Source organism: Wolbachia endosymbiont of Listronotus oregonensis, assembly GCF_031205055.1.
Taxonomy (GTDB): Bacteria; Pseudomonadota; Alphaproteobacteria; order Rickettsiales; family Anaplasmataceae; genus Wolbachia.
On record NZ_CP102118.1, the window covers coordinates 1,411,606 to 1,435,010 of the forward strand.

The 23,405-nt window shown below is 34.9% G+C and carries 14 protein-coding genes, 3 tRNA genes and 7 pseudogenes; 11 read left to right on the plus strand and 13 right to left on the minus strand.

Going from position 1 to position 23,405, the window contains the following annotated elements:
- Positions 1–12: 12 nt before the first annotated feature.
- Complete coding sequence (infC, locus tag NMD99_RS07125) at positions 13–531, plus strand: translation initiation factor IF-3 (RefSeq protein ID WP_253309442.1); 519 nt, start codon at positions 13–15, stop codon at positions 529–531.
- A 28-nt stretch (positions 532–559) separates the two neighbouring features.
- Here infC and nuoF read toward each other — a convergent pair whose 3' ends face one another.
- Both nuoF and NMD99_RS07135 read right to left on the minus strand, forming a co-directional pair.
- A complete protein-coding gene (gene nuoF / locus NMD99_RS07130; RefSeq protein WP_253309962.1) occupies positions 560–1,813 on the minus strand; it encodes an NADH-quinone oxidoreductase subunit NuoF in 1,254 nt (417 codons plus the stop codon).
- A 19-nt stretch (positions 1,814–1,832) separates the two neighbouring features.
- Positions 1,833–1,905: transfer RNA gene (locus NMD99_RS07135), tRNA-Lys, on the minus strand.
- 403 nt (positions 1,906–2,308) lie between these two features.
- On the opposite strand from NMD99_RS07135, the gene NMD99_RS07140 reads away from it, so the two are divergent.
- The 4 genes from NMD99_RS07140 to NMD99_RS07155 all read left to right on the plus strand — a co-directional run bounded on the left by NMD99_RS07140 (position 2,309) and on the right by NMD99_RS07155 (position 5,042).
- Positions 2,309–2,384 (plus strand) — tRNA-Ala (locus tag NMD99_RS07140).
- Between the two features lie 198 nt (positions 2,385–2,582).
- Positions 2,583–4,115 (plus strand): MgtE intracellular N domain protein, encoded by a 1,533-nt coding sequence (locus NMD99_RS07145; RefSeq protein WP_309166039.1) that lies wholly within the window; start codon positions 2,583–2,585, stop codon positions 4,113–4,115.
- A gap of 62 nt (positions 4,116–4,177) precedes the next feature.
- Positions 4,178–4,492 (plus strand): hypothetical protein, encoded by a 315-nt coding sequence (locus tag NMD99_RS07150; RefSeq protein WP_253309440.1) that lies wholly within the window; start codon positions 4,178–4,180, stop codon positions 4,490–4,492.
- 121 nt (positions 4,493–4,613) lie between these two features.
- Positions 4,614–5,042 (plus strand): hypothetical protein, encoded by a 429-nt coding sequence (locus NMD99_RS07155; RefSeq protein ID WP_253309439.1) that lies wholly within the window; start codon positions 4,614–4,616, stop codon positions 5,040–5,042.
- A gap of 75 nt (positions 5,043–5,117) precedes the next feature.
- On the opposite strand, the gene ccmE is transcribed toward NMD99_RS07155, so the two are convergent.
- The 9 genes and pseudogenes from ccmE to NMD99_RS07200 all read right to left on the minus strand — a co-directional run bounded on the left by ccmE (position 5,118) and on the right by NMD99_RS07200 (position 13,249).
- Positions 5,118–5,510: a cytochrome c maturation protein CcmE gene (ccmE, locus tag NMD99_RS07160; protein WP_253309438.1), complete on the minus strand. Its 393-nt coding sequence runs from the start codon at positions 5,508–5,510 to the stop codon at positions 5,118–5,120.
- Positions 5,494–5,631 (minus strand): CcmD-like small membrane protein, encoded by a 138-nt coding sequence (locus tag NMD99_RS07165; RefSeq protein WP_253309437.1) that lies wholly within the window; start codon positions 5,629–5,631, stop codon positions 5,494–5,496. The genes ccmE and NMD99_RS07165 overlap by 17 nt, the downstream gene beginning before the upstream one ends.
- Positions 5,628–6,350, minus strand: a complete 723-nt coding sequence (locus NMD99_RS07170) for a biotin--[acetyl-CoA-carboxylase] ligase (protein WP_253309436.1) — start codon at positions 6,348–6,350, stop codon at positions 5,628–5,630. The genes NMD99_RS07165 and NMD99_RS07170 overlap by 4 nt, the downstream gene beginning before the upstream one ends.
- A gap of 17 nt (positions 6,351–6,367) precedes the next feature.
- Positions 6,368–7,732: an NADH-quinone oxidoreductase subunit N gene (locus NMD99_RS07175; protein WP_265045032.1), complete on the minus strand. Its 1,365-nt coding sequence runs from the start codon at positions 7,730–7,732 to the stop codon at positions 6,368–6,370.
- On the minus strand, positions 7,729–9,171 hold the full coding sequence (locus NMD99_RS07180; protein ID WP_253309434.1) for a complex I subunit 4 family protein: 1,443 nt from the start codon (positions 9,169–9,171) through the stop codon (positions 7,729–7,731). The genes NMD99_RS07175 and NMD99_RS07180 overlap by 4 nt, the downstream gene beginning before the upstream one ends.
- A 3-nt stretch (positions 9,172–9,174) precedes the next feature.
- Positions 9,175–11,021 (minus strand): annotated as a pseudogene (nuoL, locus tag NMD99_RS07185) (NADH-quinone oxidoreductase subunit L).
- A 4-nt stretch (positions 11,022–11,025) separates the two neighbouring features.
- Positions 11,026–11,334, minus strand: coding sequence for an NADH-quinone oxidoreductase subunit NuoK (gene nuoK, locus NMD99_RS07190; RefSeq protein ID WP_019236815.1), 309 nt, complete (start codon positions 11,332–11,334; stop codon positions 11,026–11,028).
- A pseudogene (locus NMD99_RS07195) lies at positions 11,325–11,911 on the minus strand (NADH-quinone oxidoreductase subunit J). The gene nuoK and the pseudogene NMD99_RS07195 overlap by 10 nt, the downstream one beginning before the upstream one ends.
- A gap of 60 nt (positions 11,912–11,971) precedes the next feature.
- Positions 11,972–13,249, minus strand: coding sequence for a leucine-rich repeat domain-containing protein (locus tag NMD99_RS07200; RefSeq protein ID WP_265016509.1), 1,278 nt, complete (start codon positions 13,247–13,249; stop codon positions 11,972–11,974).
- 260 nt (positions 13,250–13,509) lie between these two features.
- Here NMD99_RS07200 and NMD99_RS07205 point away from each other — a divergent pair.
- Both NMD99_RS07205 and NMD99_RS07210 read left to right on the plus strand, forming a co-directional pair.
- A pseudogene (locus tag NMD99_RS07205) lies at positions 13,510–15,151 on the plus strand (ATP-dependent helicase).
- A gap of 367 nt (positions 15,152–15,518) precedes the next feature.
- Positions 15,519–16,402, plus strand: a pseudogene (locus NMD99_RS07210) (Rpn family recombination-promoting nuclease/putative transposase).
- A gap of 23 nt (positions 16,403–16,425) precedes the next feature.
- On the opposite strand, the pseudogene NMD99_RS07215 reads toward NMD99_RS07210, so the two are convergent.
- Positions 16,426–16,971, minus strand: a pseudogene (locus NMD99_RS07215) (IS256-like element ISWpi15 family transposase); the annotation flags it as partial.
- A gap of 223 nt (positions 16,972–17,194) precedes the next feature.
- Here NMD99_RS07215 and NMD99_RS07220 point away from each other — a divergent pair.
- Positions 17,195–18,208: pseudogene (locus NMD99_RS07220) on the plus strand (IS110 family RNA-guided transposase).
- A gap of 243 nt (positions 18,209–18,451) precedes the next feature.
- On the opposite strand, the pseudogene NMD99_RS07225 reads toward NMD99_RS07220, so the two are convergent.
- Positions 18,452–19,076: pseudogene (locus tag NMD99_RS07225) on the minus strand (IS110 family transposase); the annotation flags it as partial.
- A gap of 459 nt (positions 19,077–19,535) precedes the next feature.
- Between NMD99_RS07225 and NMD99_RS07230 the strand changes: the two are divergent.
- The 3 genes from NMD99_RS07230 (at position 19,536) to gyrA (ending at position 23,326) form a co-directional block, all read left to right on the plus strand.
- Positions 19,536–20,411 carry a tetratricopeptide repeat protein gene (locus tag NMD99_RS07230; protein ID WP_253309898.1) on the plus strand — a complete coding sequence of 292 codons (876 nt, stop codon included), beginning with the start codon at positions 19,536–19,538 and terminating at the stop codon, positions 20,409–20,411.
- Positions 20,412–20,492: 81 nt separating this feature from the next.
- A tRNA-Val gene (locus NMD99_RS07235) sits at positions 20,493–20,565 on the plus strand.
- Between the two features lie 52 nt (positions 20,566–20,617).
- The gene (gyrA, locus tag NMD99_RS07240) at positions 20,618–23,326 is read left to right on the plus strand and encodes a DNA gyrase subunit A (protein WP_309166045.1); all 2,709 of its coding nucleotides are present in this window, start codon (positions 20,618–20,620) and stop codon (positions 23,324–23,326) included.
- Positions 23,327–23,405: the final 79 nt, after the last annotated feature.

The following is a 23,405-nucleotide window of genomic DNA, read 5'->3' on the forward strand; positions in this document are numbered from 1 at the left end:
GGGAGTTAAAGTTTGCAAATAAAAAAGAACAATAAAAATAGAATTAATGAACTCATCACAGCTAAGGAGGTACGCTTAGTTGATCACAGTGGTGAAATGGTCGGAATTGTGCCAATAGAACAAGCTTTGGCATCTGCTCAGAATGTCGGTTTAGACTTGGTGGAAATTGCACCTGATTCAACTCCTCCAGTATGTAAAGTTCTGGATTACAGCAGACAAAAATATGATGCAAAAAAGAAGGCAAGTGAAGCAAAAAAGAAACAAAAAGCATTAACTATAAAAGAAGTTAAACTGGGTCCCAATATTGGTGATCACGACTACGAAACAAAATTGCGTCAAACAATGGATTTTCTTGTGCATGGACATAAAATTAAAGTTACAATGAGATTTAGAGGGAGAGAGCTTATAAACACTGAAGTTGGACTGGAAAAATTAGAACGGCTAATTAGAGACACTGAAGATATTGCAAAGGTAGAATTAGCACCTAAAAGAGAAGGAAATCAATATTTTTTAACTTTGGTTGCTAAGTAGCAAAACGGCTTAAGAAGTATAAGTAGAGTTAAATTATCGCTCTCTCTTTGATAACATGGCGAAAATGTCTTATTAATCCTTGAATCGGCCAAGCTGCAGCATCACCAAGCGCGCAAATTGTATGTCCTTCTATTTGAGTTGTAAGGTCAAGCAGCTTATCTATTTCATCAGGCTTAATATCTCCTGCCACCATCCTCTTCATAATCCTCCACATCCATCCAGTACCTTCACGGCATGGTGTGCATTGTCCACAGGACTCATGCATGTAAAAGTGTGATAACCTCTCTATTGCAGCTATTATATCAGTTGATTTATCCATCACTATTACAGCAGCAGTACCAAGCCCTGATTGTGCGGTTCTTAATGAATCAAAATCCATTTCAATAGTATCGCATATAGATTTTGGAATTAATGGCACTGAAGACCCACCAGGTATTACAGCAAGTAAATTATCCCAACCCCCTCGCACTCCACCTGCGTATTTTTCAATCAATTCACGTAGTGGAATTCCGAGCTCTTCTTCAACATTACACGGGTTGTTTACATGTCCTGAAATACAAAAAATCTTAGTACCAGTATTATTTGGTTTACCAAGAGATGCAAACCATTCTCCTCCGCGATTTAGAATATCTGGAACCATGGCTATAGTTTCAACGTTGTTTATTGTGGTTGGACAGCCAAAAAGTCCAACACCTGCGGGAAATGGAGGTTTCATGCGAGGAAAGCCCTTTTTTCCTTCAATTGATTCGAGTTGAGCTGTTTCTTCCCCACATATGTAAGCTCCTGCACCCCTATGGATAAACACATCAAGATCATAACCTGATTTGCAGGCATTTTTTCCAATTAAGTTTTCTTTATAGGCTTCCTCAAGTGCTTTTTTTAGAACTAAATATTCATTATAAAATTCACCCCTGATATAAATATACGCAACTGATGCGCTGATCGCTTTGCCGGCTAGGAGAATTCCCTCAAGTAACTTATGTGGCTCATATCGCAATATATCTCTATCTTTACATGTACCAGGTTCTGACTCATCTGCATTGACTACTAAATATGCTTTTGGGAGATTTTTGGGCATAAAGCTCCACTTAAGGCCGGTGGAAAATCCTGCACCCCCTCGACCTCTCAAACCAGATTTCTTTACTTCATCAATGATCTTTTCTGATCCTAAATCTAGTAACTCCTTTGTTTTTTGCCAGCTACCACGTTTTTTTGCACCCTTAAGTAGTGGAGTTTCTTTACCATTTAGGTTGGTGAATATTTTGTCTTGTTCTTTTAGCATGTTTTTCAAAATTTGTGAGTGATCCCGACGCGATTCGAACGCGTGACCCACTGATTAAAAGTCAGTTGCTCTACCGGCTGAGCTACGGGATCATTTCATTTTTCAGCTATACTAAACATCAATACAGTTTTTATCCGTTTTAATCAAACTAAAATTTTCATGTGTGGTTAAATAAATTATATAATATACTGCGTTAGTGATAATTTAGTTAAAAAATCTATGGATAATTTAAAAAATTTTTATTGGATGGTGTGAAGTATAACGCTAAGGAGATAAGAAAAATAGAAAACTGTATATACCCTGCAGAATTTGTGCACTATTATAATGCTTAGCAATAGCCTATAGCTAACACGTCACACTGCTGCAGATAGATTCCGCTAACACGCAGCGGAATGACGGTTTTTCAAATTGTCAGTAAATCTAAGTCAGTTTAGCTATAACAGATAAATATTTCTTGCATTTCAGCCTGAGTGATTTATGCTTTAAGCAAGAATTGGGGGCATAGCTCAGCTGGTAGAGCATCTGTTTTGCACGCAGAAGGTCAGCGGTTCGATCCCGCTTGCCTCCACCAATATAGGTTCTAGCATATCATAAAGTCAGCTTATTTTAGCCCATTAGTATTTTATACTAGTTCCCTAAAAAATCCCTCTTTCTGTAACTTTTCTTTATGCAAGTAATGTTTGTTATTATAATTCTAATATATACCAATTTAATAATAAATTAATCAATAAATGTTAGAATACTAACAGTTAATTTATTGGTAATGCCTATGAGTGGAAAAAAGCATGTTTTTAAGATGGTACCTGGAAAGTCTCTTGTGATAAGCGAAGGAATGACATGCTATCCAGGCAAAAATGTTTGTTTAGGAACCTCTTTTTCTGGCAGAGATAATGCTGATGTGAGTAGACCATACAAAATTGCTAAACTTGCTTTTATACCGCTGAATGATAAAAGTGAAGAGGTGCTAACACTAAACGTAAACTTCTGTCAATTTCATAACGGAATGTATACTTGTCTTAATGAATCGGGACAAAGTCTGAACGCTAATAACTGGTATAACCGAGATGCCACTAATAATTCTCTTATATACCTTAATGATCAGCTAGTAAACGTAGTAACTAGTGTAGGAGATAACAGTGAAAGATACAGTAGTGTGGATTTTCTTGCACAAGCTGTATCGTATCAATACGTAACGCGAGACGAAAGTGGTAAATACTATTTCTCAGATAAAAAAGGAAATATTATCGATTCACCTTACAATACAGCGCTGCAAAAAAACGTAGCACCTTGTAATGCAGGGGAAATAAAGGAAATAGTGAATAATATGTTACTTGATATACCTATTCAACTGCAAAAAATAATTTTTGAACTGAATTCAAATCAACTCCAGATTTTAGCACAGAATTTAACGAATGAGCAGCTGCAAAAAATAATTCCTGAACTAAATTCAAACCAGTTGCAGGTCTTAGCAGAGAACTTAATGGATGAACAACTCCAAGCTTTAGTGGATCATCTAACCAATCACCAGCTAAAAACCCTTGCTCAGGAACTAAATCCAGAAAAGTTACAAATAATTGTTCCTCTTTTAGATAAAAATCAGCTTACAAACCTAGTGAAAGACTTAAATCTAGACCAAGTAAAAGAAATTTTCCCTCACCTTAAAATGAATCAGTTTCTGGAGGCTATCAAGACAATAAGCAATGATCAGTTTGTAGAACTAATAAAAGATGCAGATGAGAAAAGTATAAACACTATTTTGGACGAAACGTTGAAAAATCGACTTCCAGCCCTAGTACACAATTTAGAAGGAGATAGATTACATGATTTAATTAATAAGCTAGACCACAAGAAACTTGCAATAGTAGCTCGAGATTTAACTAATCCTAATAAGATTCAGATTATCATTAAGTCTTTAGTTGATAACCCAGACAAACTTCAAGCTTTTGCTCGCAATATGTCTAATGAGCAGTTTAAAGAACTTTTGGATAACATAGGCGCAGAAGAGCTTAAAGACATCATTCACAAACTGCCTTATGAGAAAGTGACAGCTGTGATTGGTGATCTCAGCAATCAAGATCAGTCTAAAGCTATTATTGATGCATTAAAAGAGAAGTTTGATGAACAAAACAAGAAACAAGAGGAAATGAAAGAAAAACTTGAAGAACTTAAGGAATTGCTGGAAGGTGATGATATAGTTAACCCCAATCAATTTAGCTATCAACATTCTTCTGTAGTAAATGAAGAGTATTACCTTAACAGTAATGATGCTTATACTGTTCAGGATTACTCCATATCTGTTTAGCAGATTACAGAAGATAATGAATAACATTATTTTTAATATTATTATTTAAGGAGTTAATAAACATGAATAATTCAACAGAAGATAAAAAATTTAATGTGGAGTTAATTGAGGCACCATTAAAAGAGATAACAGGAACTAAAGGGATGGTAAAAGCTGACACATTTGTAGAATCAGTCAATCCCATAATAAAACATATCAATAATGTAGTAAGCCAAACCACACAGCACTTATCTACAATAAAGAAGGAAATTGGTGATAAAGATTCAGGTTTAATTGGGAAAATCGATAAATTGAGAGATGAAGTAGATTCATTCACGGATTCTGACATAACAAATCCCAACACCTTTTTTTCTCCAGAGTTAAATCCACTAGGATAGAAAATAGCTAATAATTAGCAAAAATAAGAAAAAGTAATAGCCCAGTGGGCTATTACTTTTTTCACATACCATTTCAAGGTAACTAGTTAGTTTTAAATTCTAATTTTTTATAGGAGTTAATATGAGTAATTACAGTGTAAAAGAAAGCGAAAGCAACTTTGGAGTAACAAGCAGAATGAGCGGTACCAATCGTAGAATAATAAATGACATAGAGGTCAAAATTAAGCCTAAATCTTTTGAAGGCAATAAAGAAAAGAATGCGTCGGTCGATTACGTCCACAAAATTCTAGATAAACTAGTCAAAGATTTAAATGACACATTTGTTCCTAAATTGAATGACGTGTTGAAAGGTCATCAAGATTATATGGATGAATTGTATGATAATTCAAATAGGGTTGAAGAGCTAGTTATGGATAATAAGAAGGATCTTAAATTTTTGAAAGAAAACTTTGACAACCTAAACGAAGAGGTTGGAAAATTAAAAACAGGAACAACTGGTGGTGATAACATAGATGAATGGGAAGCGCCAACTCACTCTGATATATTATAGTAGTTAGGAAAGTAACAGCTTGCTAGCAGGCTGTTACTCTCTACATATCGTTTCAATACAGCTGAATTAGGGAATCTATTTTAAAACTTTCGGCATATAGTTCTCATCATGTTTTGCAAACACTGTATCTGCAAGAAAAGTACTATTATCAAACATTTTACCTTGCACAACAACACCACTTTTTTCTGAAAACATTGGTGGAAGTATTCCCTGATATTTCACCATAACGCTCTTATTAAAATCTGTCATTTGAAAAATCACTTCGCTTTCGCTCCGTATCACACTATTTTCAACAACCATTCCACCAACACGGATTGGCTTTTGATTATTTGGTAAAACTATTGCCTCACTTACTGTATAGAAAAATGAGATATTTTCTTTGAGCGTTGTTAAAATAAAAAAAACTGCACAACTTAAAAAGCAGAAAATTCCTGAAGTTATAAGTAATCGCTTATGTTTCTTCTTCATTATTACTTTTAAGGCTTTCTAAGATTTTTTTACTTTTAATATAGCAAGAAATGGTAAAAATTAGCTCTCCAGCAATCAGCGTGAAACTAATAAGGTAAGCAAAAATTACATATGTATTCATAATGCATTATCAATAAATAACTCACCTGCATCAAAATAAATTAAGCTTCCATCCTTTTGCTGCAACACCAATTTACCACTTTTATCTATATCAGCAAAAATTCCTTCATACAATTTGTCAGCTAACTTTACACTGATTTGCTCATTCATTTTGAATGCTTTTTTTAACCACATTTCTCTTATAGCATAAAACCCATCAAATAGCCATTGCTTTCTTAGCTTATTAAAATTTATTATTAATTCCTTTAACAGATCCATGTTAGACACAGATTCACCGTAATTGCTAATGCACGTTGTTCCTGGAAGTGGTGCATGATTGACATTAATTCCAATTCCTATAATGAGCCAATTCGAATTGGATCTTTTTTCAAGCAATATTCCACTTATTTTCTTGCCATCGATTAGAATGTCATTTGGCCATTTATGTTGAACGTTACTGTCACTTATAAATGATAGTAACGTGTTGCCAACAGCAAGAGCAGTAACAAAAGTCAATTCTGTCAATTTGCTGACATCCGTTTCTTGGTTAATTATCAAACTCGCATAGAGATTACCCTCTGGAGAAATCCAGCTTTTTCCAGTGCGTCCCCTACCTTCTGTTTGTTTATCAGCAATAATGACAGTTTCATTTGATATTCCTTTATCAATTAAATCTAACGCTTCTTCGTTAGTGCTTGAAACTTCTTTGTAATGATGAATATGAAAGCCCTTAGGGATCACCTTGTCAGCCCTTTAGTTCAATGAGTGAGTAAAACGTATAAGAAAAGAACGAGGTTGATAAGTGAAGCCACTGAAGTGATAATGAATAGACCCTTAGAATAAGCAACCTTATTACCACTAGCTTTATCAAAATACATAACTTTCATGATATTTAAATAATAGTAGCATGATATCACACTCGCTATTACAAGGATCAAAGACAGGCTGATAAAGCCAGAATTTATTAAACTTTTGAATATAAAAAATTTAGCGATAAAACCTGCAAGTGGAGGTATTCCCGACATCGAGAGTAACAGTACAGAAAGATGAAATGCTACAATTGGGTGTTTCTTCCCTATACCAGATAAATTTGCAATATCACAATCGTCATCGTCAATTTGTACGAGATATGAGAATAGTCCTATGCTTGTGATGATATATATCACCAAATACATTAAGGCACTATCTGTTCCTGCTTGTGTAAAAATAGAAAGTGAAGCAAATATAAAACCAATGTGACCAATTGAACTGTAAGCAAGCAGCCTTTTTAAGTTTTGCTGACGCAAGGCCCCAAAAGCTGAGATAAGCACAGACAATGCTGAAACGTATAAGAAAATAGGCTGAACATAACTTTTTACATTTACTAACTCTTCATTCATCAATCGAATTAAAAATGTTACAAGTGCAGCTTTTGGGGCCGTAGAAAAAAACGCAGTTACTATGGTAGGTGCACCTTGATAGACATCTGGAGCCCACATATGAAAAGGAGCAATAGCAAGCTTGAAACACAAACCAATAAGGATAAAAACTAACCCAAAAACTATTCCATAAGTTATCTGATGGTTTTGCAAGAATGAACAGAGCTCAGAGAAATTGACTTGTCCTGTATATCCATAAAGCAGCGACATTCCATATAGCATAATGCAGGAAGATAGTGCACTAAGTGTAAAATATTTCACTCCTGCTTCACATGAATAAGCTGAATCTTTATTAAAGCTCGCAAGAACATATAAAGATATACTCATCAACTCAAAAGCTAAGTAAAAAGAAATCAGACTATTTGCTGAAACCAAAGTTATCATGCCAAATAGCGCAAAAAGAATCAGTATTGAAAATTCATATTTATAGTCATATTTTGATAAATTCAGCATCAAAAGTATTAAAATTCCTGTGCTGAGAATTAACCCTTGGGCTGACCTGATGTATAAATTGAGTTTTAACAACGAATTAAAGAGAAAAATTTCATTGTTTTCTGCCGAAATAATTAAAATAATCAAAGTTACCACTGTGCAGCCAAGTGCTAATAAGTTGATAGTTCGGCGGTTAAATATAATTCCAAGCAGTAGCAACACTAACGAGGAGATAATAGAGAACGTTTCCGGCAATATCTGTATATAATTCATAGCGCATTATATTTGACTAACAAATTTGCCATACATGGCTTCAAATAATTCAGTGCAAGGGTTGGGTAGAATCCAAGCAAAATAACAAACACTGCAAGCAGAATTAAGACAGAAAATTCTATGCTATCCAAGCGATTATTTAATAATTTAGAATAGCTAACCCCCCATATTATTTGCTTACATAAATTCAGCATATAAACTGCGCTTAAAATAGTGCCAAGTGCGATAAATCCTGTAAAAAAACCTATGCTCTTAAACATTCCAACCATAGCCAAAAACTCACCTATGAACCCAGATGTTCCAGGTAGCCCTATTGAAGCCATTGAAAACAAAATGAACATAAAACCAAATTTTGGCATTGTATTTACTATGCCAAAGTACTTTGCAATCTCCAAAGTTCCAGTTCGAGTATATAGCATTCCAACACACAAAAATAAAGCAGCAGAAATAAGGCCATGACTAATCATTTGAAATATGCTACCCAGTACTCCTTCCTCACAAAATGAAAAGAGGCCAGCGGTAACGATTCCCATATGTGCTATTGAAGAATAAGCTATTAACTTCTTTATATCATCTTGAGCAAACGCAACTAGAGAAGCATATATCACCGCAATAATGCTCAGCACAACAACGAAATTTGAAAAATACAAACTTGCCTGAGGAAGCATTGGAATAGAAAACCTTAAAAATCCATATCCCCCCATTTTAATAAGCAAGCCAGCTAAAATCACAGACCCAGAAGTTGGTGATTGCACATGCGCATCAGGAAGCCAAGTGTGAAATGGAAACATAGGTACTTTTATTGCAAAAGAAATAAAAAATGCAATCCACAGCAATGACTGCACTTCAAGATCAAGGCTTGGCACTAATGTAGCTAATTTTTGTATACTAAACGTTCCAAAAACACTATAGATGTATACCAACCCAAGTAGAAATAATAATGAGCCAGTTAATGTATAAAGAAATAACTTAAACGTCGCATATATCCTTTGCTTCCCTCCCCAAATGCCAATAATAAAGAACATTGGTATTAAGACAGCTTCAAAAAACACATAAAAGCTTATAGCATTCAGTGAAACGAAAAAACCGACTACAAAACTCTCAAGCAGTAGAAATAATGCCATATAGGCTTTTAGGGTCGTATAACTCATTTTGCAATTATAGAGCATACAAATAACAAACAAGAAGGTCGTAAGTAGAAGGAAAAGCAACGATATTCCATCCACCCCTATTCCAATATCTCTTACTGGATAGCTGACAAACTGAAAGTCCGCATTGTTATAATCAAATTCTATACAAGCTACAATGCTAAGCAAAAATGGAAGTACAGCAAAAAATAGGGCAAGGAATCTTAAGTGTATAGATTGATGATTAATCCTGATCGAGGATAAAATCAACGCTCCTATCAGTGGAAGCAAGAATATACTAAGTAACAACACCTTCTATTTAATTCCAATAATATATAAAGCACCGATTATTAAAGTAACAAACATAATAAATGCATAATCAAATATATAACCAGTTTGTAACTTTATAGAACTTTTTGAACATTCGTTAACCAACCTTACAACACCATTTGGTCCAAATGAATCAATAGCCTTAACATCAAACTTCCATAGAAGCCTAGATATAAACCTTATCGGTGCAATTATAACAAACTCATACACCTCATCAAAGTACCATTTATTCTGCAAAAACTTAAGTAAAAATTTACTCTTAATTTGCCTAATTACTTGATATTGGTAAATCAGGTACGCAAGAGCTATTCCACTTAGGCTTGCCAAGGTTGGTAGTAGTTTTATAAAGAAATTATGAACTCCATGCTCATCAATCACCATTAAACTTGATTTCCAAAACGCATTACTAGTTATGTTCAAAATATTTGCTCCCCACACTCCAGAAAATACCGATCCAAAAGCAAGTATCAGTAATGGTATAAGCATAATCTTCGGTGCTTCATGTATATTAATTTTACTTTGTTTTTGGCTATGGAACACAAGAAGCAATAACCTCCAAGAGTAAAACGCTGTGAAGAATGCAACAACTAAGCTTATTACAAAAGCAAAGCTATCCGTGCTATAAGCATGTTCAATTATCAAATCCTTTGAGTAAAAACCTGCAAATGGAAATATTCCAGAAAGCGCAAGAGACCCAATCCACATGAGAGTGTAAGTGCAAGGGATTTTCTTCCAGCAATTTCCCATTTTCTGAATGTTTTGCTCATGATGCATTGCATGAATTACATTGCCAGCACCAAGAAATAGTAGAGCTTTAAAAAAAGCGTGTGTCATTAAATGAAAAATAGCAACATTGTAAGCAGAAAGCCCACATGCCATGAACATATAACCAAGTTGGCTGCAGGTTGAATAAGCAATTATTTTTTTTATATCGTTCTGAGTAATCGCAACCGTAGCTGCAAAAAAAGCAGTAAGTGCCCCAACAATAACTATTAATTCTCGTGCCACATTTGATAGCTCAAACAATGGAGAACATTTTGCTACTAAAAATATACCTGCTGTTACCATCGTTGCTGCGTGAATGAGTGCAGAAACAGGGGTTGGCCCTTCCATTGCATCTGGCAACCAAACATGTAAACCAAGCTGTGCAGATTTACCCATACAGCCAATAAAAAGTAATATGCATATTATATGAATTATTTTAAATTCACAGCAGAATGCCCTAATGTTCTGTGCGCCAAGAAGATCAGCTGTGTCAAAAACTTCAGTAAATTTCAAAGAGTGAAATGTATAATAAATAAGAAAGATTCCAATTAATAGTGCAAAGTCTCCTACCCTATTTACAACAAATGCTTTAATTGCTGCATTATTTGCAGAATATTTTTGGAACCAAAATCCTATGAGTAAATAAGAACATAGGCCAACCCCTTCCCAGCCAAAAAAAGCTGCACGAAATTATCGCTTACAACCAGCACAATCATGCAAAACGTAAATAGCGATAGGTAAGAAAAAAACCTCGACTTCCCTTTATCATGCTCCATATAACCGATAGAATAGAGGTGGACTACTAGTGAAACGGTGGTAATAACAATAAGCATTAAGGATGAGAGAGCATCCACACTAATTGCCCAATTTACTTTTAATACACTTAATGAAAACAAAGGAAATAAAACTAAATGATAGTTTTCAGAGAAGGTGAGAAAAACATACCAAGATAAAACTGCAGATATTCCAATCCCTGCCGTTGTAACTAACTGACTTTTTCTAAAAAGTGCTGCAAATAGCGAACCAAAGAGTGGCAAAAATACTATTAATTTCAGTATATCCATCATACTTTCATTCTTTCATTAAGTTCGCTTGTTCAACATCTATATTGCCACGACTTCTATAATATACAACCAATATTGCAAGCCCAACTCCTGACTCTGCTGCCGCAACAGTCAACACAAACATCACAAAAATTTGCCCAACTATATCATTCATAAAGGCAGAAAAAGCAACTAAATTGATGTTAATCGCCAGCAATAATATTTCTATTGATAACAGTATATTGATTATGCTCTTACGGTTAATGAAAATACCGCACACCCCAATAGTGAACAAAATAGCAGCAACTATCAAAAAATGATTTAATCCTATTTCCATTCTACTCCTTTTCCAAATTTAGCCTTAACCAATTTTACAGATGAAGATTGTGTCAATTGCTTTAATACATTCTGTTTTTTAACTCCTTTTTCTTGTCCTGCAAAGTAAGAGCAATTGCACCGACAATTGCAACAAGCAGCAGAATACCAGAAAGATGAAAAGCGTACATGTAGTCAGTGTAGAGCAAATTACCGATAGCTTTCACGTTATTGGCATTATAGTTTATAACATTACTTATATTCAGCGTTGAGCTGCGGATTACAAAACTGATAATCAGAAAAAACACAACACATAATATAGCACCAGGAGTGAAATGCTTCGCAAAACCCTGGCGCAACCTTATGTAGTCAATATCGAGCATCATAACTACAAAAAGGAATAACACTGCAACCGCACCGATATATACTATCAGCACCATCATAGCAATGAATTCAGCTCCAAGGAGAATAAAAAGAACTGCAGAATTAACGAAGGTGAAAATTAAAAATAATACTGCATGCACAGGATTTCTTACACTAATTACACAAACAGCAGATAAAATGCTAAGAATTGCGAAAAAATAAAAGAAAAAAGGCATCGATACTTTAACTGCAACAACAATTACTAATTTAAAGTGACTATCGTTGTAAAGTCAATACTAAATGCCTACCTTATGGATTAAACACTCAGGGATAAGGACATTCTTAATTGCAGTACACATACTCATATCAGGATCATTTTGCTTCTCTTCACTGACCTTTTCACAAAATTTTCCAATACCATAACCCACCAGTGCACCAACAACAGTGGCTGCAATAAATACTGCAACAGCAACAACAGGAGTTAAAGCAGCAGCTCCTGCAAGATATGCTATGCTCAAACCTAAAAATAAGCCAATTGCTGTACTGTAGCCAGCATAATATTTGCTATTGTTTTCAGGACTGAATGGTAGATTTTGATTATGGTAATGTACAACAACAGTACAATTTGTAAGCTTAGCTTCTAGCTCTTTTCTAACTTCATCACCAACACCTTCGGTTAAGATAAGATGTTGAAGCTTTGTAAAGTTACCATTAGCTAAAGCTTTTGCACCTTCATTACGAATGTAGTTGTCTTTTAAACTAAGGTATTCAAGCTTTGTAAGATTGTTATTAGCTAAAGCTTTTGCACCTTCATCACCAATATTGTTGTTTTCTAAGTTAAGCTGCTCGAGATTTTCAAACTTACCATTGGCTAAAACTTTTGCGCCCTTTTTACCAATCTTATTCCGGGTTAAATTAAGTTGAACAAGATTGATAAGATTACCTTCAGCCAACCCTTTTGCACCTTCAGAAGCACCAATATTATTTTGCGTTAAATCAAGATATTTAAGATTTTCAAGCTTACCATTAGCTAAAGCTTTTGCACCTTTACCACCAATTTTGTTACATGATAATTTAAGCCATTCAAGACTTGTAAGATTACCGTTAGCTAGAGCTTTTGCACCTTCATCACCAATATTGTTGTTTTTTAAATTAAGCTGCTTGAGATTTTCAAGCTTACCATTGGCTAAAGCTTTTGCACCTTCATCACCAATATTGTTGTTTTCTAAGTTAAGCTGCTTGAGATTTTTAAGCTTGCCATTGGCTAAAGCTTTTGCACCTTCAACACTAATATTGTTACTCAATAAGTTAAGTCTAGTCAGACTGGTAAGACTAGCTAAAGCTTTTGCACCTTTATCACTAATGTTGTTCATGGATAAATCAAGTGAAGTAAGATGTGTAAGCTTAGCTAACTCTTTTGCATCTTCATCATCAATTTTACACCATTCTAGACCAAGTTCTGTAATGTGTGTTTCATTTTGTAAAAACCTTACTAGCTCTTTAACCACTATATCTACAGCAACACATCCATGTATAAAAAGTGCATTGCCTTTAATATATTTGTCAAAATCCATTTTTCCTCCTCACAAGAATTATCATATAAACATTTTAGCCTGTATCTCAGTGATTGTCAATTATTGACTTGTATCCTTATAATGTAAGGTATTGGAACTGAAATAGATTGTCCCGGCAGGTTATACTAGAATTAGTACAATAAATTGGTATGGTGGGACCATACACCTAGGACATTCTTTAACTGTTCTATTCAATAAAACCTTTACAATATTTCGATCATAGGTTTAACTTTACGAAGTTATAATCTATAGAGCTGCAAATGAACGATTATCTCTCACTGCTAAATCCAGAACAACAATTAGCTGTAACTAACATAGATGGACCGGTTTTAATATTGGCAGGAGCCGGAACCGGAAAAACAAGAACGATCACTTCAAGAATAGCGCACATAATTAGGAACGGTCACGCTTACTCTGATGAGATATTAGCAGTGACATTCACAAACAAAGCAGCAAATGAGATGGTATCAAGGGTACTTGAGCTAACAGGCACAAACATACCATGGCTTGGCACTTTCCATGCAATTGCAGCAAAAATTCTACGTCATCATGCTGAAGTCGTGGGGCTAAATTCCAATTTTACAATTATTGGTGTGGATGACCAATTACAGGTAATAAAAAACATCATGAATGAAATCAGCCCTGATTACCTATCAGAAAAATGTAAGACCATTATGAATATTATTCAGCAATGGAAAGAGAAGTGTTTGTTGCCATCTGAAGTGGAAGACGTTCAATCATTTAGATCAGTATACGTGATTGCACTCAAAGTCTATCACCAGTATCAGGAAAGGTTAAAATTCCTTAACTCTGTCGATTTTGGTGACTTATTGCTATATAACATACAACTCTTTAATCAAAAGACCGAAGTTCTGTCCTACTACCAAAACAAGTTTAAGTATGTCATGGTAGATGAGTATCAAGATACAAATGCAATACAATATCTTTGGCTAAAATACCTTGCAAAAAAGCACTCAAATATTTGCTGTGTGGGAGATGACGATCAGTCAATATACAGTTGGCGTGGTGCAGAAGTTGAAAACATTTTAAAATTTTCTGATGATTTTAAAAATGCAAAAACTGTCAAACTAGAGTGTAACTATAGATCAACATCTCACATACTTGCAACTGCGTCATATGTTATCAATCACAATAAAACTCGGCTAGAAAAAAAATTGTGGACAACAAACGTTGAAGGGGAAAAGGTAAATCTAATAAAATTATGGGACGGAAAAGCTGAAGCAAGGTTCATAAGCGAACAGATATTAAAGCTCAATAAATACAGATTTAGTGACATTGCAGTGCTGGTAAGGGCCACTTTTCAAACTAGAGTTCTCGAAGAGTATTTTATAAAATATTCAATTCCCTACAAGATTATAAGTGGCGTAAAATTCTACGAACGTCAGGAAGTCAGGGATATAATTGCATATTTAAGACTCGTTACAAACAATAACGATGACTTAGCTTTCGAAAGGATCGTAAATCGGCCAAAAAGAAGCATAGGAGCTCATCTCATCTTTAAAAAATTTCGATAATGCCACAACTTTCTTGGAGCATATAAGTCTAGTGATGGAAGTGGATAATATGAATAACGATGACACCGTATATGTTATGACTCTTCATGCAGCCAAAGGACTTGAATTCCCGTGCGTGTTTCTACCTGGTTGGGAAGAGGGATTATTTCCTCATCAAAGATCTTTTGAAGATAAAAGTGGTAAAGCTTTAGAAGAAGAAAGGAGACTCGCATATGTTGGCATAACCAGAGCCAAAGAAAGGTTAATCATTTCATGTGCAGATAGGAGGGAAATTAACAACCAGTGGCAACCGATGCGCACTTCTCGGTTCATTAAAGAATTGCCAAGAGAAAATGTTGAGGTAATCAAGAGTAACGCCTACTGTTGAAGCTATAACTGCAGATAAACATATCTTACAAATCTGAATTACTTCAACTATATGTGTAACCAGACTGCATTCTGTGATTTTTAGCAAAACATGATCTTTCATTTGAGCTTTCTTCAATTTAAAATAAATACAGAAAATTGCTGCCTATAGCTAAACTGACTTAGATTTACCGACAATTTGAAAAACCGTCATTCCGCTACTAGTTAGCGCCGCGGCGGCATGACGATAACCTCGTCATCCCGCTACTTGTTAGCGGGATCTATGCTAAGAGATACCGCGGCAGCATAGCTATAGCTATCTTCAAAAATATGGTTGAATAATTGTTAATAATAGTGTATAATTATTAATATTTTCAAGCATTTTTGCCATGGCTCTTTCAAAATTTCTCGATCCTCGCAATGATTTGTGTTTCAAAAAAATCTTTGGAACGGAAAAAAATAAGAATATCCTGATCCACTTTTTGAACGATATTTTAGGGTTTACTGAGATAAATGCAATACAAGAAGTTGAGTTTCTTAGCACTATTATGGATCCCGAAGTTGCCTCTGATAAACAAAGTATTGTTGATGTTCTCTGCAAGGATTCTCACGGAAATAGATATATAGCAGAAATGCAGCTCGCTAGAGACAAGGGCTTCGAAAAACGCGCTCAATTATATGCCGCTAAAGCCTACTCAAGACAATTAGATAAATCTGGCAACTACATTGATTTAAAGAAAGTCTTCTTTATTGCTATATCAAATTGTAACTTACTTCCTGAAGAAGTTGATTATATTTCTACTCACAATATACGTGATATAAAAACTAACGGCCATTACTTAAAAGATTTTCAATTTATCTTTATAGAATTGCCCAAATTTTCAAAAAGTAAAGTAGAGCAGTTAGAAAGTATAGTAGAAAGGTGGTGTTTCTTTTTAAATACGCAGAAGAAACAACAGAAGAGGACTTAAAAGAGATAGCAGAAAAAGCGCCAATAATAAAGCTAGCATATGATGAATTAGACAAGTTTCGTTGGAACGAAAAAGATTTAGTAGCTTACGAAGAAAGAATAATGGATCTACGGAAAGAAGAAGCCATTCTTGAATACAGACTTGATCTTGCTGAAGAGAAAGGTATACAAAAAGGTATAGAGAAAGGGAAAATTGAAGGGAAAATTGAAGTCGCAAAAGCAATGCTGGCTAATAATGTTGATGTCAACACTATTGTCAAGTTTACTGGCCTTTCTATTAGTGAGATTGAAGGGGAGTGTTAAATAAACTGTGTCAAACCGCATTTTTAGTTCAACTCAATTTTCAATCTGCCAGGAAAGAAAACATCAAGTTGAGAGATAGTTAATGCCCAATCATGTACAGGCATCGTCCACTTTTCCTCTGCCTTCTTTATAGCACAATATACCTGCTTATACAAGGCATTTATGCTGGTAAATGAGCCTTTGGTCTTAGTGAATTTCCTAATTTGCCTATGTAGCCCCTCTATGGGATTGGTGGTGTAGATTATCCTCCTAACTGGACCAGAATACTTAAAATAACCAGACAAGTTTTCCCAATTATTCTGCCAAGATTTTATAACCATAGGGTACTTTGTGCCCCATTTTTCATCCAATTCCAACAGATAATTCTCGGCAATTTCCTTGCTTGAAGCTTGATATACCTTCTTTAAATCGCTCAAAAAACTCTTCGCATCTTTACTGGCCACATACTTCAGTGAGTTGCGTATCTGATGCACTATACACATCTGCACTTCCGCATTAGGAAAGACACTGTTTATAGCTGCAGGAAAGCTTTTCAGCCCATCAACGCAGGCAATAAGGATATCTTCTACTTGTATCTTGTCAAAAGCATCTAATGTTTTAAGCTTAAGCATTAGGTGGAGAAGGGAGGAACTCTGTGCTTCTTCTTAGATATAAAATCTGTAGAGGAGATAAGAATTCCCTTCTCAAAAGTATAGGCTGGACGGTATCGTAGAAAGACCTGAATGGTTCTAATTCTGTATTCACAAGACTAGCCTTACTTTTCATTTTTAATGGTAACGTATGGGGTTATATATGATCAACAACTTTTTGGGCATAGATATATCAAAAGATCGCTTTGATGTTTTTCTCTCATTTATAAGCAAAAAAGGAAAGCGTGAAACTAGAAAAAGAAGCTTTAAGAACGATGGTTTCAAAGTCTACTGAATTTTCTACACAAACATAATGTAGAAAAAGTAAAAACCTGCATGGAATCTACTGGTTGTTATAGCGAAGCACTGGCTGAATTTCTACACAATGCTGGACATTTTGTAAGTGTTGTAAATCCTTATTGCATAAAATCTTATGCAAGGAGTAAGCTGATACGACAAAAGAATGATCAGACCGATGCAGAAGTTATTGCTGATTATTGCCAAAGACAGGAACCTTCTAGTTGGACACCACCTTCTCCTGAAATGAAAAAATTAAAACATCTTTATCGTTGCTCAGTTGCGTTAAAAGATGAGTTAACATTAGTAAATAACCACTTAGAAAAAAGAGAGACTGCCTAAAGAAGTTGCAAATGCTTGGGAAGACCTTGCAATGAATATAGCTCAAAAAATAGAAACAATAAAAAACTCCGTACGTGAACTATTAAATCAACACAAAGAATTGTTGGAAAATTTTCAACTTCTATTGACTATTCCAGGCATAGGAGAAGAATCAGCAATAGCTATTTTAGCTGAAGTTTCTGATATAGAGGTTTTTAGAGATGCCAGGCAATTGGCAGCATATACAGGAGTTATACCACGAAATATGACGTCAGGTTCCTCTGTATATGCCAAACCCAGATTAAGTAAATCCGGTTCACAAACATTACGTAAGGCACTTTTCTTTCCTGCCATAGTAGCTAAGAATCACAATCCTATCATTATGAGCTTTTGCCAAAGATTAAAGGAAAAGGGTAAGCATAATATGGCCATCGTTGGTGCTGCAATGCGTAAGCTACTCCATATCATTTTCGGTATTCTGACATCCAAAAGTGCTTTTGATCCTAACCATATCAAAAACTACAGGGCTAGGAGGTTGACTGAAGGTTTAGTACTTTAAAATCAAAAATGCTTCCTATCTATCTTATGTAAAGTGGTATCTTACACAAATTTATTGAATGTTGTTGGTTAGTGGATATGTTGATAAGTAAACTTCATCTGTTTTGTGCGTATAAAACTAATTTACTTATCAACATATCCACTAACTATAATCTGTGTACTGTTACACAATTGGAAGTATTTTTTGATTTTATGATGCAACTTGGGAAATTTTTATAATTTTTTTGTTGACTAACAAGACGGTATCTCCTATGCCTGGAATAGTCAATAGAAGTTGAAAATTTTCCAACAATTCTTTGTGTTGATTTAATAGTTCACGTACGGAGTTTTTTATTGTTTCTATTTTTTGAGCTATATTCATTGCAAGGTCTTCCCAAGCATTTGCAACTTCTTTAGGCAGTCTCTCTTTTTTTCTAAGTGGTTATTTACTAATGTTAACTCATCTTTTAACGCAACTGAGCAACGATAAAGATGTTTTAATTTTTTCATTTCAGGAGAAGGTGGTGTCCAACTAGAAGGTTCCTGTCTTTGGCAATAATCAGCAATAACTTCTGCATCGGTCTGATCATTCTTTTGTCGTATCAGCTTACTCCTTGCATAAGATTTTATGCAATAAGGATTTACAACACTTACAAAATGTCCAGCATTGTGTAGAAATTCAGCCAGTGCTTCGCTATAACAACCAGTAGATTCCATGCAGGTTTTTACTTTTTCTACATTATGTTTGTGTAGAAAATTCAGTAGACTTTGAAACCATCGTTCTTAAAGCTTCTTTTTCTAGTTTCACGCTTTCCTTTTTTGCTTATAAATGAGAGAAAAACATCAAAGCGATCTTTTGATATATCTATGCCCAAAAAGTTGTTGATCATATATAACCCCATACGTTACCATTAAAAATGAAAAGTAAGGCTAGTCTTGTGAATACAGAATTAGAACCATTCAGGTCTTTCTACGATACCGTCCAGCCTATACTTTTGAGAAGGGAATTCTTATCTCCTCTACAGATTTTATATCTAAGAAGAAGCACAGAGTTCCTCCCTTCTCCACCTAATGCTTAAGCTTAAAACATTAGATGCTTTTGACAAGATACAAGAAGAAGGCTACTTAGATGGCAGGGAGGAGCTACTTGAATGACGGTTCTTATCGTCGGTAAACTTAGAGCCATAATAACTATTTGCCTTTTTTCTACTTAAGTTTGGGTTATGCAAGAAGTCTAATAGAGCGAAATATGGAAGACAAAAGATAAGTGCATTCTACGCAGCATCGCTAATTAATAATATCTTTATTATTGTATGAGATAGGTAATTTAGCATTTATGAATTTGTAATGTGTTACGCATAGCTCAAAGAAATAAGGTTTACTGGTTACACGCTGCAGCCAATGCCACAACACTAGGATCTATGTTTGTCTGCATGTTAATTTGCGTTGTGATTTTATGGAGGTCTTCTGTTACCTATGCTAGTGAAAATTTGGAGATACAGAAGGCCTTTGATAGTGTTGTCAAGCATATAAAAGCTGATAAAAAGTATAAAGATCTTGATGTTATTGAGAGAAAAAGTGACAAATTTAATATCAAAATTGCGCAGAATTCTGGCAAGAGTTTTGACATATACTCTACTTTAAAAAAAGCAAAAGATTCCTTTGAGTCAGGAGATAATGAAACAGCTATTTCTCTCCTTAATCAGATCATCACAAAGTTTCCTTATCATAAAAATGCTTTAATTGGATTGGGAAATATTTATTACGCTAATAAAGAATACAAAAAAGCTGTAGAGATTTACACAAGACTGTTAAAAGAATACCCTAGTAACCCTTACATATTAAAAAATTTTCTGACGATAATCTCACAATATGATCCTGATCTGGCGTTGAGTGAAATGTTGAAATTGTATGATATACATAAAAATTATGCTCCTTTATTAGCAAATTTAGGTCTGATTTATATGAAAAAGGAGGATTATGTAAAAGGTAAAGAGTATATGACAACTGCTATTTCCCTTGATGAAAACAATATTTTTTATACCTATAATTTAGCTGTTATTCTAGATAAACTTTCAGATTTTAAAAATGCTACAATATTCTACTTAAAGTTGTTGAACATGGCTACAACTTCGAAAGATGTGAGTGAAAAAATACCTTTATACAAAGTGACAGCAAGACTAAAATTTATAAAACTCCACAGCACGCACCCAAAGATTTCATAAAAGCTTATAGCTTACCTAAATCTAATTTATCGCTATTTTTGTTTACAATAATAATATTGAGCTATAGAATTACATCTAAAGGGGCAATTAGCTCAGCTGGTAGAGCATCTCGTTTACACCGAGGAGGTCGGCAGTTCAAGTCTGTCATTGCCCATTTGCTTAACTGAATGTTAATATTATTAATTACTTCAATCAAAATATAGAAAATGCAGGATAATATAGTACCAATCTCAATAGTAAAAGAGCTGGAAGATTCTTATCTCTCCTACGCAATGAGCGTTATCATAAGCCGGGCTATACCTGACGTGCGAGATGGATTTAAACCTGTTCATAGGCGCATATTATATGCAATGTCAAGGGCTGGATACGATGCTGGTAAGCCATATAAAAAGGCGGCTCGTATAGTAGGGGATGTAATGGGGAAATATCACCCACATGGTGATGCAGCTATTTACGATTCCTTGGTTAGAATGGCCCAAGATTTCTCTCTTCTTTTACCACTTGTTGATGGACAAGGTAACTTTGGTTCGATAGACGGAGATCCACCCGCTTCGATGCGATATACAGAAGCAAGGCTTCACAAAGTGTCGCACTTCTTACTAAATGATATTGACGAAGATACAGTTGATTTTAGGCCAAACTATGATGGAAATGAAACAGAGCCTGTTGTACTGCCTGCAGAATTTCCGAATCTATTGGTAAATGGTGCAAGCGGTGTTGCAGTTGGTATGGCAACCAATATTCCTTCTCATAACCTTGGAGAAATAATAGATGCTTGTATGTTATATATAGATAATCCTGAAGTTACTTTGGATGAGTTACTTGAAGTGATGCCAGGGCCGGATTTCCCAACTGGGGGAACGATTCTTGGAAGGTCTGGAATAAGATCAGCATTTGCAACGGGTCGTGGATCAATTGTTGTGCAAGGCAAGACTCACATGGAAGACCTGCCACAAGATAGGCAAGCAATAGTGATTGATGAAATACCTTACCAGGTAAATAAAGTAAAATTAATTGAGAAGATAGGTGAGCTTGTAAAAGAAAAAAGAATTGATGGCATAACAGAAATTAGGGATGAGTCTGATAAGTCTGGTATTAGAGTAGTAATTGACCTCAGAAGAAATGCTGAAGCAAGTTTTATACTTAATCAAATATTGGGACTAACTCCACTAAGAAGTAGTTTTAGTGTTAACACTTTAGTCCTCAACAACAACAGGCCTGCTTTTATGTCATTAAAAGAAATCATAGCTGCTTTTGTTGATTTTAGAAAAGAAGTATTAATCAGGAGAACAGAATTTCGTCTAAGAAAAACGAGGGAAAAAGCTCATATATATATAGGGCTCTACATTGCGGTCTTGAGCATAGATGAAGTGATAAAAATCATCCGTGGTGCAAAAGATCCTGCGGAAGCAAGTAGAGAACTTTTAAATAAAGAATGGAAAACTTCAGCTGAGATAAACACAATTATTGGATTAATCTCAGACAGCACAAGCTTTTTGAAAGACGGAGTGTATAGATTAACTGAGCTGCAAACGAAAGCTATTCTTGACATGAAATTGCAACGTTTAACAGGCCTTGAAAAAGACAAATTAGAAGCTGAGCTAAGTTCAATGATCAACCTGATAAAAGAATATATCGCTTTTCTTGGCTCAGGAGAGAAGTTGATGAAAGAAATAAAAAACAATCTACAAGAAATAAAGAACAGATTTGCTGTGCCGCGAAAAACTTCAATAGAGGAATCAGATACGGACATTGAAGCTGAAGATCTAATTCCACAAGAGGATATGGTGATAACCGTAACTATGAATGGTTATATCAAGCGTGTGAAGCTTTCTCATTATAGAACTCAGCGTCGTGGTGGAAAAGGAAAGCTAGGACAAGGATTAAAAGAAGAGGATGTAACCACAAAATTATTTGTTGGGAATACCCACACTAGCCTTTTATTCTTTTCTAATATTGGCCGAGTTTATAGATTAAAAGTTTATAAGTTACCTCTTGCAGAGCCAACTGCACGTGGAAGAGCACTTGTTAATATATTCCCGCTTAGCGATGGTGAAACTATAACTAATATAATGCCATTACCAAGTGAAAATGACGAAAATCAAAACATAGTTTTTGCTACTGCTCATGGGAACATAAGGCGCAACTCTTTAGCGGATTTTCACTATATTCCAAGCAATGGAAAAATAGCAATCAAGCTCGATGAAGGAGATAAGTTAATATCAGTTAAAGTATGCAATGAAATTGATCATGTTTTTCTTTCAACAAGATTCGGCAAAAGTATCAGATTTGTTGTAAGTGATGTGCGTCAATTTAAAAGTCGCAATTCAGATGGCGTAAGAGGTATCAAACTTGCAAAGAATGACAGCGTGATATCCATGACCATATTAAATGGGATAGGTGTAGCAACAGAAACAAAAGAACTTTACTTAAAAGTTCCACTTGCAAAAAGACTGGGGACTGCAATTAATAACTCCATTGATTCTAAATTGGAAAAGACTTTGAATGATTTAGGAATAGATAACGAATTGTTCTTAAAACTTGCAGTGAATGAGGAGTTTATATTAACTATTACCGAAAATGGCTTTGGTAAAAGAACTTCTGCGTATGAGTATAGAATAACTAACAGGGGTGGTGTTGGTATCACCAATATTCTTACTACCAACAGAAACGGTAATGTTGTTGCTAGTTTTCCAGTTGAGCAGGGTGATAATATCATGCTTATTACAGATAAAGGAAAGTTAATTCGTATTTCAGTAAATGATATCAGAATTGCAGGACGTAGCACTCAAGGAGTCACTCTGTTTAAAACAGAGAGTAGAGAAAAGGTGGTGTCAGTAGCGAAAATTGAAGATCCTGATTCCACTGAAGATAGTATTTCTGAAGTTGAAAACTCTATCTCTTCTCAACTGTAGTACAGGTTAAACAAAAAGCGCAAGTTTTTGTTGATTAATACGCAGTATTTAATTTAAAATATATACTTATGGCTAAGTA